Raw genomic sequence first — 14,397 nt, forward strand, 5'->3', positions numbered from 1 at the left:
TTGCCGCTATTTTTTATCCAAAAATGATTTGGACCCAATAAAACAACAGAAACAATGAAACGACCGTGGCTGCAGGAATGACGATGAGCGATACACTCAGATAATCCTTCCATTTCACTTTGATATCATTTTGCCTCAGGATATGCATCCAAATGAGGGAGGCAAGTGTCCCGATTGGCAACAGCAGTGAGCCTATGTCGCTTCCGATGATGTTGGCCAGGTAAATCGTTTTCAGTGTGATCGGATCGAGTCCCATTTCGGTCAAGGTAATCGTTCCGACCATCAGGGCAGGATGATTATTGAAGATATTCGATAGGATCGACACCAATCCCCCCATCATGAAACTTGCCTGAAGCAGTCCCTGATTGACGATCGGTTCACAAAAGCCGACAAGTATGTCTGTCAATCCCGCATTATGCAGCCCGTAAATGATGACATACATGGAGAAAGCAAAAATGAGTATGTGCCAAGGCGTCTTCTTTACAATATCCGACGGGCTCGTCCCAAGGTGATGCCATCTCCAGAGAAGCAATACGGCGGACCCGAACAGCGCCACCAGTTCGATGGGGATCAAAAGGAACGACGCCACAAAGAGAAGACATCTCATAATGAAGACAAACAGCAGCACCTTCAGCATGAATTGGGACCGTTCCTTCTTCGTTTCAACTGATATGCTCCCTTTCAGGGGATGAAAGTTCTTCGTAAAAAAATGTTCTTCGATATCATGGGTCGAAACAGGAAGCGTCTTCGGCAGCTTACTTTTCAACATGATAAACATCAGCCCCGACATGAAGATCAACCCGAGGGTCGCCGGTACAAACATCATTGCGGTATGCATATAGAGGCTCATATGAACAATTTCCAACGCAATGAGATTGACGATGTTACTCACCCCGATCGGCGCACTCGAAGCCGTGGCAATCAATGCCCCGCTCAAAAGGTAGGGGATCATTTGATGGGTTTTTAAACGAAGGTTTTTGAGGAGCAGGATCAAGATAGGGGTTGTGATTAAAATACTGCCATCGTTATTGAATAACAGGGTCATAAGGAAACACAGCAATTGGATGTACCAGTATAATCGATAACCTGAATTTCTGGACAAAATGACCAGCCTCGCAGCTGCCCAGTGGAAAAACCCGAAGCTTTCCAAAATAACAGCCATGACGATGGTTGCCATGATCGTAATCGATGCGCCACCGATCTTAGAGACGATATCTGCAATGTCTGCGAAGGACACCGTTCCCATCAGGAAGATGATCAGTGCCCCGGCTGACGCCGGCCACGCCTCATTCATCCCACCCGGCCTTAAGAAAATGACCGCCATCGTCATTACGAATACAAAAATGGTCATCCAAATCGTAAAAGACATATAGATTCTCCTTTCTAAAGATTGGTCATGGACATATGGATGTGCATGTCCCATTCCATATATGTATATTCTCACTTGTGGAAGCCGCATGGTTTTACACCTAAATCTAGTAAAATGTATGTCTGTCACTCTAGTATATTTGTCAGCCCGTGATAGAGGCGGAGGAAAAAGCGGGACCCTTTCCCAGAAAAAACTATCAAATCAGACAGAAACACAGCGGACCTGTTTGACACAGCAGCAAAATCCGATGCATATGTATGATCAAATGATTGCTAGGGGCCCCCCATCCAGCTATGCCTCCTGCTCCCTCACATTCATTCTCGAACGTGATCGAACTATTTGCATTGAGAACAGATGGATTTTCACTAACTTAAAGCAGCGCACACAGGCTCATTACTAAAATCAAAAAGATAGAATATTTTTGCAAAAAAACATTGACGGATAGCATCAGGATTCCTTATAATAAATCTTGACCGATTCACGGGGCATTAGCTCAGCTGGGAGAGCGTTTGGCTGGCAGCCAAAAGGTCAGCGGTTCGATCCCGCTATGCTCCATACCGAAATAACCCCTTGCCTGTGGCAAGGGGTTATTTTTTATGCTGTTAATCTGTGTGGTGGACCGCACAGCGATTCGGCCCGATCTCAAGTTCCTGCATTTTCAGGACATCCACCATCTCCACACCACGGTTGATCGCTACGATTTCCTCAAAGTTTGGCGGTTTGACTGAGCTTGCTGATTTTTCTACAGTATCAAGGAATTCCTCTTTCGGCGTCGTGAACATCTTTTCGTTTCGTGTTCTGATGCTTCCGAGCGTATCACCGATATATCCTTTTCCATTCAATTCTGCTTCAAAATCTGCGTAATGCCCTGGAAGTACGATGACATCATCGACGATTTCCGATACTTTGTCATGCACCGTATCATACAAATCATTTGCCCATTCCCGGACTTTATTTCCTAAATCCGGTCTTCCAAGCCCGCTGACAAAAATCGTGTCACCAGAGAACAGCAGTTTTTGATTCACAAAAAATGACACGCTGCCAGGTGTATGACCTGGTGTTTTGACCGCTAATACTTTAAGGGAAACTTTGTTGAATTCGATCATCTCATGGTTTTCCAAAGCCTCAAAGTCAAAGACGGCACCTTCACTTTTCATAAGGAAGTAGCTTGCGCCGGTTTTTTCTGCAAGAATCTTCCCGCCTGAAATGTGATCGGCATGTAAGTGTGAGTCCACGATATGGGTGATGACGGCCCCTTTTTCTTTCGCCGCTTCTATATAATGGTCAACAAAGCGGGCAGGATCCACGATCAGGGCCTCTCCATCAGATACCACCATATAGGAAAGACACCCTTTTCCAACACGGATATATTGATATACCCCTATCTCTTCATCTTCGAATACCTTCACTTCATACAGGTATTCACTCCACGCTTTCATCCCGCCTTCAAGATAACTGACATCCAGTCCTTCTTCCAATAACATCTCGGAAACAAGTATCGATGATCCTTCTTTGGCACAGATCGTGATGATTTCCTTCCCTTCAGGAATGCGGTCCAGGATGTCTTCTACCCCATCCAGAAGCTCGAAATAAGGGATATTCAAGTACTGAAAGAACTCCCCCTCTACTTTCCAGTCATTGAAATCCGTTTCATTCCTCACGTCTAAAATGAAAACCTGTTCCTTATTTAAGATCTTTTCATTCAACTCTTGAGCACTTATTCCTTTCACCGTCATCACATTACCCCCTAAGGTATATTTTTAATTAAAAAAATTTATCTTCCGATTGCAGCCATCACTTTATCAGGGTCGAATCCAAGGATCCATTGGCCGTTCACATTCGTTTGCGGTACGCCCATCTGTCCGGTTACCCTCACTATTTCTTGCATGACGGCAGGCTGTTGTTCTACATTGACTTCAGTAAATTCAATCTGCTGAGACTGAAGGAAATTTTTCATCATGACACAATACGGACAGCGGTTTGTCGTATAGACGGTAATGTTATTCATTTTTCATTCTCTCCTTTTTATTCAATTGCCCTAGATTATTCTTATTGCTCCAATATGTTCCTGTTTTAAAAGTGAACAAAGAGGTCTGCAGACACCGCTTCATTCAACACCCACTTGATGGGTACCTGCTCCACAGGGTATGAAAAATTAGTTTCATCATCGATATCAAGGTCAACGACAAAAAATTCAACACCGCTTTCCACAGCGATTTCGAGCAGTTCATGTATCGTCGGTGCCTTGAAGTCTGTCAGTGCCTGAGATAAATATTCCAGTCCCTTTGAAGGAGCCGGGGTATATGCTTGATCAAGGATATTGATCCCCTTCCTGGAAAAAGCAAGCTTCACTTTGGCACCGGAAGAAGCAGCGCCTACGGCGATATTCAAAGGCGGATAAACTGATTCCAATTCATCGTGCAAAGCCATTACAACTACTTTCTTCATGACCATCCCTCCTTTTAATAACTCAAGACGGCGTCAGCTTCATATGCATATTCAAGGAATGTGACAACCCCTGCAAGCTCTGCCCCTTCGATCAGTTCAAGTCCATCCGCTATCAATACATTCATTTGGCATCCATATAACTTCACTCCATTGGCCAATGAAGCTGCCAACAGGGCGGCAAGATCGGTGCCGTGGGTACGCGAGATGGTTTTCAGATAGTTTTTGTCGAGGACATGGGCTCCGTCGAGATCGAAGAATACGGCTACCTCATCATGTTGATCTGTCTTCCGGATTGATTCCTTCAATACATGGTGGGCATTGGAACTTAGCGATACGAAGTAAACAAACTTTTTATTGGCCATTTCCTCCCCTTCTTTCAATGTGGATGATGATACTTTGATTATATACCCCTAAGGGTATATAATCAAGGGAAAAGTTTCTACATTTTTCATGTTTTTTCATGATATACTTTCTCATACAGGGAGTTGATAAAAATGGAAAAATATCCAGTATTTGAAACAAAGCGCCTCACCTTAAGACAGCTGACAATGGACGATGTCGATTTTCTTTATCATCTCTATACTTCAGGTGACGTGCTCCGTTATTTCGGGATGAGCCCGATCCAATCCCGGGATGTGGCCGTAGGCATGGTTGAAAACTACGAGAAGCATGCAGAAACCGGTGGACCGATGAGATGGGCTGTCATTGAAAAGCAGAGTGGCAGGCCCATCGGCACCTGCGGATTCCATGCCATTTCTAAAGCGTATAAGCGATGCGAGATCGGCTATGACCTTGAAGCGGCAAGCTGGGGCAAGGGCTTCATGGTCGAAGCACTCTCTCCCCTTCTTTCCCATTTATTTAAGGAGAAAGGGATGAACAGGGTGGGAGCGGTCATCGTCCCTGACAATGAGGCGTCCTCACGTGTTGTAGAGAAGCTGGGATTCAACCAGGAGGGATTATTGAGGGAGTACATTTTGCAGGATGGACACTTTTTTGATGCGTACATGTACAGCCTTCTGGAGAAAGATTGGCAAGGGAAGTTATGAGACCGATGTGAATAGGCAATAATGGTCAGTGCAGATGAAAAAGGAGCTGGTAGAATGGTACAGCAATTGTTTCATGGTTTTTTGCGCTGGCCTTTAGTTTTGCGTATTTTTATGATTGCCATCACACTGATGCTTTCATTTGGGACGATGATTCATTTCATCGAACCTGATACTTTTCCGTCCTTATTTGATGGGATCTGGTGGGCGATCATCACGACTTCTACCGTCGGATACGGGGATTTTGTCCCGCTGACCATCGAAGGCAGGATGATCGGGATTGTCCTCATCCTCGCCGGCGCCGGCTTTCTTTCCACCTATTTCGTCATGCTGGCGACAGAAACCGTCATGACGCAAAATGCATACCTGGAAGGAAAAGCCTCCTTCAAAGGGAGGCAGCATGTCGTGATCGTAGGCTGGAATGAGCGAACCCGTGAGGTCATCAAGCAGCTGACTTCCCTTCAGTCCCATTGCGATATCATCCTCGTCGATGAAACGCTTGAAATGAACCCATACAATCATAATCATATCCACTTCGTCAAGGGGACGCCTTTCAGAGACGCCATTCTGAAAAAGGTCAACCTGCATGAAGCGACAATCGCGATTATAACGGCAGACCAGAATAAAGATGAAGTCACATCCGATATGAATTCTGTGTTAACCCTTCTTGCCATCAAAGGCAACCATCCGGATTTATATACCGTCGTCGAAATCCTCCAAAAAGATCAAGTAGCAAATGCCAAGCGGGCCGGCGCGGATGAAGTCATCCAGACGAATATGCAGACAAGCTATGTGATGATGAACAGCATCATCTCTCAGGGCATGTCCAAAACGATTCTCAAGCTGCTCAATCATCTCAAGGGAAATAACCTCAAGCTGATTCCTGTGGCTGATGAATATGTGAATGAAAATTTCCATTCATTGAGTACACATCTCCTCAAGACCAACGTCATTCTACTGGGCATAAAAAAAGGAGAAAACACGACTGTGAATCCTCCTTTAACAACGATCGTCGAACAATCGGACGAACTTCTTGTCATTTCTAATTAGACATCAATGTGTTCTCCAGTTCCTTCACCAGTTCCTTCCCTACGGTGATATACTCATCAGGAACGCTTGCGTCCGGATCCTGGGGTTCCGAGAACTGATTCACCGAGCCTGAAAAGCTTCCTGCAGTGGCGTAATCGTCGAGCCCGATCTGATATTTATGGGCGAGGAGAAAAGGCTTGCCAAATTGTACGGTAGCTCCCCTCGAATCGAGTTGGCCATCAACCGACGTAAAGGGCAACCGCAAAAATTGATACCCGACTTCGTCATCAATTTTATAATCGAAGTAGCCGTGGTCATAATCCCAGTTGCCGCCGATTGAGTAGCCGAGCGGCTTTAACAGCTGCTCAAGTTTATACAATTCATATTTTTGTCCTTCAATGCTTGATGAAAGCTCAATCACGATGGATGCATCCCCTTTCTTTTAGGGATAGTTTTTCCTAAAACCATTGAAAAATGTAAAGGAGGACGGAGATTTCTCTCAGTGCTCCTTTACATGGGCGGCAATCATTTATGGTTGGTTCCATTAAAGAGAAAGTGTAGAATTCCACTCCAGGCGGTCGGTTTCCGCGGGGCGTGAGTTAATCCACTCACCGGTTCTAACCTTGCCCTCTTTCTATAAGGATCTTCACCTTGCAAGCCAGTCCACAGCTGGAGTCCGCTTCATCCATTAATAAAAAAATCCGAACGCAGTCGCTTTTCATCAACGAATGCAGTTCGGATTTTTTTGTTTGAGAGGCCGATATCAGAGAGCCTCTATCTATTACTTCAGTCGTTTCTCAAGCTCGGCTTTCTTTTCTTCGAAGCCCGGTTTACCCAGAAGGGCGAACATGTTTACTTTGTATGCTTCCACTCCCGGCTGGTCGAATGGGTTGACTCCGAGGAGGTATCCGCTCATGGCACATGCTTTTTCGAAGAAGTAAACAAGGTATCCGAAAGTGTATGCATCCATGGCAGGGATTTCGACGATCAGGTTTGGCACCCCTCCGTCTGTGTGGGCAAGCAATGTTCCTTCGAACGCTTTATTGTTAACGAAGTCGACTGTTTCCCCTGCAAGATAGTTCAACCCGTCCAGGTCGCTGTCCGCTTTTTCGATTGTCAATTCGTGACGTGGCTCAGATACCTTGATCACGGTTTCGAAAATGTCACGGCGCCCTTCCTGTACATATTGTCCAAGTGAATGAAGGTCTGTTGAGAAGTTTGCAGATGAAGGATAGATCCCTTTCTGGTCTTTCCCTTCACTTTCTCCAAACAGCTGCTTCCACCATTCAGCGAAATATTGCAAGCCTGGCTCATAGTTGATGAGCATTTCGATTGTTTTTCCTTTATTGTAAAGGGCATTTCGCACCGCTGCATATTGGTATGCAGGATTTTCAGACAGTTCGGATTTACCGAAATCTTCACGTGCTTCCGCTGCACCCTTCATCATTGTATCGATGTCGACTCCGCTTACCGCGATCGGAAGCAATCCTACCGCTGTCAGGACAGAATAACGTCCGCCGATATCATCCGGAACGACAAATGTTTCGTATCCTTCATCTGTTGCCAATGTCTTAAGGGCACCTTTAGACTTATCCGTCGTCGCATAAATACGTTTGCGTGCTTCTTCCACACCGTATTTCTCTTCAAGAAGATTGCGGAAGATACGGAAAGCAAGTGCCGGCTCAGTTGTCGTACCTGATTTGGAAATGACGTTGATCGAGAAATCCTTGCCATCAAGCAGATCCATCAGATCTTTCATATATGTGGAGCTGATGTTTTGTCCGACGAATAATACTTGCGGTGTTGAACGCTTATCTTTCGGAAGCGCATTATAGAAGCTGTGATTCAGCATTTCGATCGCAGCCCGGGCTCCAAGGTAAGATCCCCCGATCCCGATGACTAGAAGGATATCAGAATCGCTTTTGATTTTTTCTGCTGACTTCTGAATGCGTGAAAACTCTTCTTTGTCATAGTCGACTGGCAGGTCGATCCACCCCAGGAAGTCGTTTCCTGCACCTGTTTGTTCATGCAATGAATGATGTGCCACCTTTACGGCATCACTTAAGTATGTAAGTTCGTGTTCTCCAAAAAACGATAACGCCTTTGAATAATCAAAACGAATGTGTGTCATAACCATCCTCCGATTAAAATTATTTTCTTCTATCTCACTTTATCGAAAGCTGACCTGAGAATCAAGAAAGCTCCCTCTATGTAAGCGTGTCCATCTTAAAATAATTTTATTTTACTTCCCCTATACTATTCCCGGGCGATCAGATTAGCAAACCAAAGAGGCTGCACCTAACTAAGTCCTCCTACTTAAAGAACGAGCTTCTACAAAATGCATTTCATTTTGGCATACCGCTATTGATTTCCGTGCAAGGCTTCGCTTTCCTCGGGCGGCGGTGTGCCTCCTCGTCGCTACCGCTCCTGCGGGGTCACACCTACCCCGCTTTTCCCGAAGGAGTCTTCGCCTTGCACTCCAATCAACAGCTGGAACCTGCTAAATACATGTATGAAGTGACAGCACAAAAAAATCCGAACGAAGTAGATTTTCAACTTCGTTCGGATTTTTATTGGCTGGCACCTTTTTGTCCCAACCTCATCATTTATTATAATGATGCTCTTAAAATGGCCAAAACGTCTTCTTTGTTGAGTTTGTTGAAGTTACCGAATTCGCCGTTGACCATTGCTTTGTCTGCCATGAGGTCGAGCTTGCTGTCGTCGATATCGTAGTCGGCGAGGCGATTTGGTGCACCGATGTTGGTCCAGAATTCACGAAGCTTTTCTATTCCTTCAAGTGCCACTTCTTCGTCTGATTTGCCGGCAGGGTCCACATTGAATACCCGTTCTGCAAGCTGTGCGAATCGTGAAGGATTCACTTTCAGGTTATGCTTCATCCAGTTAGGGAAGATGATCGCAAGACCCCCTGCGTGCGGGATATCATACACAGCGGATACGGCATGCTCGATATTGTGGCTTGCCCAGTCCCCGTTATAACCCATTTGCAGCATACCGTTCAGCGCGATTGTGCCGGAGTAGAGTATCGTTTCGCGTAATTCGTAATTTTCCAGGTCGTTGATCAGCTTCGGAGCCGTTTCAATAACCGTCGTCAGGACTGATTCACACATACGGTCCTGCAGCGGTGTGTTTGAGCCGTTATTGAAATACTGTTCAAATACGTGACTCATCATATCCACCATACCGTAGATTGTATGATCTTTCGGTACTGAGAATGTATTTTCAGGATCTAAAATCGAGAATTGCGGGAACGTCACAGGGCTTCCCCAGCCATATTTCTCGTTTGTTTCCCAGTTGGTGATGACAGACCCTGCATTCATTTCTGATCCAGTTGCCGCCAATGTAAGGACCGTTCCGAACGGAAGGGCTTCTTTTGCAGCAGCTTTCTTCGTTACAAGATCCCACGCATCTCCATCATATTTCGCACCTGCAGCGATGGCTTTTGTACAGTCGATCACACTGCCGCCGCCGACTGCCAAAATAAAGTCGATATTGTTTTCTTTGCTGATTTCCACTCCACGTCTGACGGTTGAAAGGCGGGGGTTCGGTTCCACTCCGGAAAGTTCAAACACCTCTGTGTCGATTTCTTTTAAAATAGACATGACCTGGTCATAAAGACCATTGCGCTTGATGCTTCCGCCACCGTATACGACGAGGACTTTTTTTCCATATTGAGGTACCAATTCCTTCAATTGTTCTACTTGCCCTTTACCAAAGATTAATTTGGTCGGATTGTAAAAAGTAAAGTCATTCATTATTTGTTACCTCCTTGTATTTAATAAGGGACGATTTTATTTCGTTACCCAAAATGTTTTCAACACATTTCCTATTATCGAATATATCATCCCCAAATTGCAAAGAACTTGCACAAGGAATTTTTCTTTGTGCCTTTTTGAATAAGAATAACCGTACCGGGAAACTTAAGAATGAGCCATTGAATAAGGAGGAAAACAACATGAGTGCAATTCAACGCTTTGCTTTGGTTCTTACGATTATAGGTGCTGTCAACTGGGGACTGATCGGCTTCTTCCAATTCGACCTGGTCGCAGCCATCTTCGGCGGACAGGATGCAGCTTTATCCCGGATCATCTATGGACTGGTCGGACTCGCCGGCCTCATTAACCTGGGCCTCTTATTTAAACCAACCGAGGAGCTTGAAAGAGAACCTCACACTGAACCGACCAGATAATTTATTTCTGATAGAAGCGAAAAAGGTGACCCGCGAATAGGGTCACCTTTCTTATTTCAATAATTTTTTGATGATTTGCATACCGAATTTCCCGCTTGGATAGCGGAAACTCATGTCGAACTTCGTGGTCTGTTTGAGGATGCTCTTATAATGGGAGAACGTCTGGAAGCTTGATTCACCGTGATAGTTCCCGATCCCGCTCTCGCCCACACCACCGAAAGGAAGGTAAGGGGTGACGATATGCATAAGGGTATCATTCACACATCCTCCGCCAAACGAAATAGACCCGTTTATTCTGTCTTCAGTCGCAGAGCTGCCGGTGAACAGATAGAGTGCCAGCGGTTTGGGGCGTCCGGTCACAAAGTCAATGACTTCATCCAGCTCCTCATATTCAATCACAGGGAATATGGGGCCGAAAATTTCCTCCTCCATTACCGAAACAGAAACATCATTCGGCTTCATCAATGTTGGTTCAATCTTCAAACTTGAAAGATCTGCATTTCCCCCCAGCAGGATTTCACCATCATCCAAATACGACAGCAGACGGTTGAAATGACGTTCATTGACGATCCGTCCGTATTTTTCACTCTTCAACGGTTCTGTCCCATAAAATTCAATGATTGTTTTCTTGAACGCAGTAATGAATTCTTCCACCTTGCTCTTATGAATCAACAGGTAGTCAGGGGCAATGCACGTCTGTCCGGCATTTGTCGCCTTACCGAAGGCGATGCGCTTTGCCGACAGCTGAATATCAGCCGTTTCATCTACGATACACGGGCTCTTCCCACCAAGTTCCAGGGTGACTGGAATCAGCTGTTTGGCCGCCGCCTCCATCACTACTTTCCCCACCGGGACACTTCCGGTAAAGAAAATATAATCAAATGGCTGCTTGAGAAGATGCTGGTTCGTTTCCACTCCCCCCTCTATGACGGTAAGCTGCTGGGGATCGAAATGTCCGCTGATCATATCCGCTAGTAATGAAGAAGTTGCAGGCGTCAATTCCGACGGTTTGATGATGGCCGTATTTCCGGCAGCAATCGCTCCGATCACAGGGGCAAGGGCGAGCTGAAGGGGATAATTCCAAGGTGCGATGATCAACGTCACTCCGTATGGTTCAGGAACGGAATAGGCTTTCGACCCGATATGGGTCTTTGCCGTTTTGACCTTTTTTGGTTCAGCCCACTCATCAATATGCTTCAGGACAAACCGGATTTCCTCGAGAAGAATCCCTATTTCTGTCGCATATGATTCCATTTCCGATTTACTCAAATCCTTATTTAATGCTTCTATGATGTCTGTTTCATGATTTTTTATGACGTTCAAAAGCTTCTCAAGGAGATCTTTCCGATATCGAATCGGTCTGGTCATCCCGGATTTATAAAACTGCTTCTGCTGTTGAATGGTTGATTGTATCACTTCCAGGGAAGTTTCCTTTTTCAAGTCAATCGACATATGTATCCCTCCAAACTTGAATGTTTTTCACTTAACAAAAAAGGTCATATTCATAATCAAATAGATCTTTCCACAGCCTGGCCATAACAAAGGCTCTTTCATTCATTTCTACATTAAACCGTGAATTCCTTTAAAGCAAAAAAAGAACGCATCCTCCTATTGAGGACACGCTCTTGTTCATGCGATCGTTACACCCAACCTCTGAATCTTGAGGCTTCTGCCATTTTACGTGCGCCGACCATGTATGCAGCTAGCCGCATATTCACCCGACGGTTCTGAGATGTCTCATATACATTGTTGAAAGCTTCAACAAGTTTAGCATAAAGCTTCTCGTTTACTTCCTCTTCAGTCCAATAATACCCTTGATTGTTCTGTACCCATTCGAAATAAGAAACCGTTACCCCGCCGGCACTTGCCAGTACATCGGGCACAAGGAGGATTCCTCTTTCAGAAAGGATACGGGTTGCTTCAAAGGTGGTCGGACCGTTTGCAGCTTCTACCACAATGGATGCTTTGATGTCATAGACATTCTCTTCAGTGATTTGGTTTGAAATCGCTGCAGGCACCAGGATGTCACACTCCAGTTCAAGTAATTCCTTATTTGAAATTGTGTTTTCAAATAATGTGGTCACTGTGCCGAAACTGTCGCGACGATCCAACAGATAATCAATATCCAGGCCAGCAGGATCATGAAGTGCACCGTGGGCATCGGAAATCGCGATGACCTTCGCACCGGTATCATGCATGAATTTTGCCAAGAAACTTCCGGCATTCCCGAAACCTTGAATGACGACGCGTGCGCCTTTGATATCGATGCCCCGTTTCTTTGCTGCCTGTTCGATGCAGATTGTCACACCTTGAGCTGTTGCCTTCTCACGGCCCTGTGAGCCGCCGAGGACAATCGGTTTTCCTGTAATGAACCCTGGTGAGTCATTTTCACGGAGACGGCTGTATTCATCCATCATCCAGGCCATGATCTGTGAGTTTGTGTACACATCAGGAGCAGGGATATCCTTTGTAGGACCTACGATCTGACTGATGGCACGGACATACCCGCGGCTCAGCTTCTCAAGTTCAGTGAACGACATCGTTCTCGGATCACAGATGATCCCGCCTTTTCCCCCGCCGTATGGCAGGTCGACAATGCCGCATTTCAAACTCATCCACATGGATAAAGCCTTTACTTCTTCTTCATCCACTTCAGGATGGAAGCGTACGCCTCCCTTTGTCGGACCTACCGCATCATTATGCTGGGCCCTGTATCCAGTGAAAACCTTGATGCTGCCGTCGTCCATCCGGACAGGGATGCGCACGGTCAGCATACGTACCGGCTCTTTCAACAGTTCATACATTTCTTCCGTATATCCAAGCTTTGATAAAGCATCATTGATGACATGCTGTGTAGAAGTAAACAGATTAAGGTTTTCTCCCATTGTAAACATTCGCCTCTTTATTATGTGATCTGAAACGTTGTAATTGTAACATATTACCGTATCTTAAAACCATTGAGTTGGAAAAGAAATAATTTTTCTTTTACAGGCTTTTTCAGGCTGCGCTACGAAAAAATCTTTTTGGATTTCCGTTGTTTTAAGACAGGACTTTTTTGATTCTTTCGATTGCCCAGTCAAGTTCTTCCTGCGAAATGACAAGCGGAGGGGCAAAACGAATGACAGTATCGTGTGTCTCTTTGCAGAGCAGTCCTTCTTCTTTCAGCTGCTCACAGTATTTGCGGGCAGGTTCCTTCAACTCTACACCGATAAATAACCCGCTGCCACGGACTTCCTTAATCATAGGATTATCTATCTCACGAAGTTTACTCATAAAGTATTCACCCATCTGAAGGGAACGTCCGGCAAGATCTTCATCGATCAACACATCCAGGGACGCAACCGACACGGCACATGCCATCGGATTACCGCCGAATGTAGATCCGTGTGAACCCGGGTTGAAAACGCCGAGCACTTCTTTATTTGCCACAACACATGAAATTGGGAATACGCCCCCGCCTAGCGCTTTACCGAGGATGTACATATCCGGATCCACATCATCCCACTCACAGGCAAACATTTTACCGGAACGTGCAAGTCCCGCCTGGATTTCATCGGCAATGAACAACACATTGTTTTCTTTACATAACTCGTACGCCGCTTTCAGGAATCCTTTCGGCGGGAATACGATGCCTGCCTCCCCTTGGATCGGTTCAATCAGGAATGCTGCCGTATTCGGCGTGATCGCTTCTTTCAAAGCATCCAGGTCACCATAAGGAATCAAGTTGATGCCAGGCAGCATCGGACCAAAGCCGCGTTTGTATTCCTCTTCTGATGAAAGGGAAACAGCCGTCATTGTACGCCCATGGAAGTTGCCGTTACATGCGATGATTTCCGCACTGTTTTCAGCTACACCTTTCACGTCATATGCCCAGCGGCGCGCCGTCTTGATCGCCGTCTCAACTGCTTCAGCACCTGTATTCATTGGAAGGGCCATGTCTTTTCCTGTAAGCTTACAGATCTTTTCATACCAGGGAGCCAGCTGATCATTATGGAATGCACGTGATGTCAGCGTCACGCGGTCCGCCTGATCTTTCAGCGCCTGGATGATCTTTGGATGGCGGTGTCCCTGGTTGACTGCTGAATAGGCGCTCAGCATATCCATATACTTGTTGCCCTCAGGATCTTTCACCCAGACACCCTCTGCTTCTGAAATAACGATTGGCAGGGGATGATAATTTTTCGCACCATATTTCTCTGTTTGTTCAATAATTGAATGCGTACTCACTGTCATACAAGTTCCTCCTAACGAAATGTAAAAGATTATGCTTATATACAAGGATGGAGCCTCTGTAAACAAAG

14 protein-coding genes and 1 tRNA gene are annotated in these 14,397 nt (G+C 45.6%); 4 read left to right on the top strand and 11 right to left on the bottom strand.

Annotation, left to right across the window (positions count from 1 at the left end):
- Positions 1 to 13: 13 nt before the first annotated feature.
- A complete protein-coding gene (locus KH172YL63_RS17870) occupies positions 14 to 1,369 on the bottom strand; it encodes an arsenic transporter (RefSeq protein WP_173107358.1) in 1,356 nt (451 codons plus the stop codon).
- A gap of 482 nt (positions 1,370 to 1,851) precedes the next feature.
- On the opposite strand from KH172YL63_RS17870, the gene KH172YL63_RS17875 reads away from it, so the two are divergent.
- Positions 1,852 to 1,924: transfer RNA gene (locus KH172YL63_RS17875), tRNA-Ala, on the top strand.
- Between the two features lie 47 nt (positions 1,925 to 1,971).
- On the opposite strand, the gene KH172YL63_RS17880 is transcribed toward KH172YL63_RS17875, so the two are convergent.
- From KH172YL63_RS17880 to KH172YL63_RS17895, 4 genes are all read right to left on the bottom strand, one after another.
- Positions 1,972 to 3,105 carry an MBL fold metallo-hydrolase gene (locus KH172YL63_RS17880; protein ID WP_173107359.1) on the bottom strand — a complete coding sequence of 378 codons (1,134 nt, stop codon included), beginning with the start codon at positions 3,103 to 3,105 and terminating at the stop codon, positions 1,972 to 1,974.
- Positions 3,106 to 3,143: 38 nt separating this feature from the next.
- Entirely contained in the window at positions 3,144 to 3,377 is a 234-nt protein-coding gene (locus KH172YL63_RS17885) for a glutaredoxin family protein (protein WP_173107360.1), read from the bottom strand.
- A gap of 65 nt (positions 3,378 to 3,442) precedes the next feature.
- The gene (locus tag KH172YL63_RS17890; protein WP_232066058.1) at positions 3,443 to 3,817 is read right to left on the bottom strand and encodes a DsrE/DsrF/DrsH-like family protein; all 375 of its coding nucleotides are present in this window, start codon (positions 3,815 to 3,817) and stop codon (positions 3,443 to 3,445) included.
- A 14-nt stretch (positions 3,818 to 3,831) separates the two neighbouring features.
- Positions 3,832 to 4,179, bottom strand: coding sequence for a DsrE/DsrF/DrsH-like family protein (locus KH172YL63_RS17895; RefSeq protein WP_173107362.1), 348 nt, complete (start codon positions 4,177 to 4,179; stop codon positions 3,832 to 3,834).
- Positions 4,180 to 4,311: 132 nt separating this feature from the next.
- Here KH172YL63_RS17895 and KH172YL63_RS17900 point away from each other — a divergent pair, with 132 nt between their 5' ends.
- Positions 4,312 to 4,863 carry a GNAT family N-acetyltransferase gene (locus KH172YL63_RS17900; RefSeq protein WP_173107363.1) on the top strand — a complete coding sequence of 184 codons (552 nt, stop codon included), beginning with the start codon at positions 4,312 to 4,314 and terminating at the stop codon, positions 4,861 to 4,863.
- A gap of 54 nt (positions 4,864 to 4,917) precedes the next feature.
- Entirely contained in the window at positions 4,918 to 5,910 is a 993-nt protein-coding gene (locus tag KH172YL63_RS17905) for a potassium channel family protein (protein WP_173107364.1), read from the top strand.
- Here the strand turns inward: KH172YL63_RS17905 and KH172YL63_RS17910 are convergent.
- The 3 genes from KH172YL63_RS17910 to KH172YL63_RS17920 all read right to left on the bottom strand — a co-directional run bounded on the left by KH172YL63_RS17910 (position 5,903) and on the right by KH172YL63_RS17920 (position 9,662).
- Positions 5,903 to 6,310 carry a YugN-like family protein gene (locus tag KH172YL63_RS17910; RefSeq protein ID WP_173107365.1) on the bottom strand — a complete coding sequence of 136 codons (408 nt, stop codon included), beginning with the start codon at positions 6,308 to 6,310 and terminating at the stop codon, positions 5,903 to 5,905. The two genes, KH172YL63_RS17905 and KH172YL63_RS17910, sit on opposite strands and share 8 nt — an antisense overlap.
- Before the next feature lie 360 nt (positions 6,311 to 6,670).
- The gene (locus tag KH172YL63_RS17915; protein WP_173107366.1) at positions 6,671 to 8,020 is read right to left on the bottom strand and encodes a glucose-6-phosphate isomerase; all 1,350 of its coding nucleotides are present in this window, start codon (positions 8,018 to 8,020) and stop codon (positions 6,671 to 6,673) included.
- Positions 8,021 to 8,498: 478 nt separating this feature from the next.
- A complete protein-coding gene (locus tag KH172YL63_RS17920) occupies positions 8,499 to 9,662 on the bottom strand; it encodes an iron-containing alcohol dehydrogenase (RefSeq protein WP_173107367.1) in 1,164 nt (387 codons plus the stop codon).
- Positions 9,663 to 9,862: 200 nt separating this feature from the next.
- On the opposite strand from KH172YL63_RS17920, the gene KH172YL63_RS17925 reads away from it, so the two are divergent.
- Positions 9,863 to 10,096 (top strand): DUF378 domain-containing protein, encoded by a 234-nt coding sequence (locus KH172YL63_RS17925; RefSeq protein WP_173107368.1) that lies wholly within the window; start codon positions 9,863 to 9,865, stop codon positions 10,094 to 10,096.
- A gap of 51 nt (positions 10,097 to 10,147) precedes the next feature.
- Here the strand turns inward: KH172YL63_RS17925 and KH172YL63_RS17930 are convergent, their stop codons facing one another.
- From KH172YL63_RS17930 to KH172YL63_RS17940, 3 genes are all read right to left on the bottom strand, one after another.
- On the bottom strand, positions 10,148 to 11,548 hold the full coding sequence (locus tag KH172YL63_RS17930; RefSeq protein ID WP_173107369.1) for an aldehyde dehydrogenase: 1,401 nt from the start codon (positions 11,546 to 11,548) through the stop codon (positions 10,148 to 10,150).
- A gap of 188 nt (positions 11,549 to 11,736) precedes the next feature.
- Positions 11,737 to 12,981, bottom strand: a complete 1,245-nt coding sequence (locus KH172YL63_RS17935; RefSeq protein WP_173107370.1) for a Glu/Leu/Phe/Val family dehydrogenase — start codon at positions 12,979 to 12,981, stop codon at positions 11,737 to 11,739.
- Between the two features lie 154 nt (positions 12,982 to 13,135).
- Positions 13,136 to 14,329 carry an ornithine--oxo-acid transaminase gene (locus KH172YL63_RS17940; protein ID WP_173107371.1) on the bottom strand — a complete coding sequence of 398 codons (1,194 nt, stop codon included), beginning with the start codon at positions 14,327 to 14,329 and terminating at the stop codon, positions 13,136 to 13,138.
- Positions 14,330 to 14,397 lie beyond the last annotated feature (68 nt).

The organism is Bacillus sp. KH172YL63, from assembly GCF_011398925.1.
In the GTDB taxonomy this organism is placed as follows: Bacteria; Bacillota; Bacilli; order Bacillales; family Bacillaceae_B; genus Rossellomorea.

Bases quoted from the DNA above. Each gene is read 5' to 3' on its own strand.
- KH172YL63_RS17870 (WP_173107358.1), bottom strand. From the start codon at position 1,369: ATGTCTTTTACGATTTGGATGACCATTTTTGTATTCGTAATGACGATG.
- KH172YL63_RS17930 (WP_173107369.1), bottom strand. From the start codon at position 11,548: ATGTCGATTGACTTGAAAAAGGAAACTTCCCTGGAAGTGATACAATCA.
- KH172YL63_RS17880 (WP_173107359.1), bottom strand. From the start codon at position 3,105: ATGACGGTGAAAGGAATAAGTGCTCAAGAGTTGAATGAAAAGATCTTA.
- KH172YL63_RS17940 (WP_173107371.1), bottom strand. From the start codon at position 14,329: ATGACAGTGAGTACGCATTCAATTATTGAACAAACAGAGAAATATGGT.
- KH172YL63_RS17915 (WP_173107366.1), bottom strand. From the start codon at position 8,020: ATGACACACATTCGTTTTGATTATTCAAAGGCGTTATCGTTTTTTGGA.
- KH172YL63_RS17920 (WP_173107367.1), bottom strand. From the start codon at position 9,662: ATGAATGACTTTACTTTTTACAATCCGACCAAATTAATCTTTGGTAAA.
- KH172YL63_RS17935 (WP_173107370.1), bottom strand. From the start codon at position 12,981: ATGGGAGAAAACCTTAATCTGTTTACTTCTACACAGCATGTCATCAAT.
- KH172YL63_RS17900 (WP_173107363.1), top strand. From the start codon at position 4,312: ATGGAAAAATATCCAGTATTTGAAACAAAGCGCCTCACCTTAAGACAG.
- KH172YL63_RS17895 (WP_173107362.1), bottom strand. From the start codon at position 4,179: ATGGCCAATAAAAAGTTTGTTTACTTCGTATCGCTAAGTTCCAATGCC.
- KH172YL63_RS17925 (WP_173107368.1), top strand. From the start codon at position 9,863: ATGAGTGCAATTCAACGCTTTGCTTTGGTTCTTACGATTATAGGTGCT.
- KH172YL63_RS17890 (WP_232066058.1), bottom strand. From the start codon at position 3,817: ATGAAGAAAGTAGTTGTAATGGCTTTGCACGATGAATTGGAATCAGTT.
- KH172YL63_RS17885 (WP_173107360.1), bottom strand. From the start codon at position 3,377: ATGAATAACATTACCGTCTATACGACAAACCGCTGTCCGTATTGTGTC.
- KH172YL63_RS17905 (WP_173107364.1), top strand. From the start codon at position 4,918: ATGGTACAGCAATTGTTTCATGGTTTTTTGCGCTGGCCTTTAGTTTTG.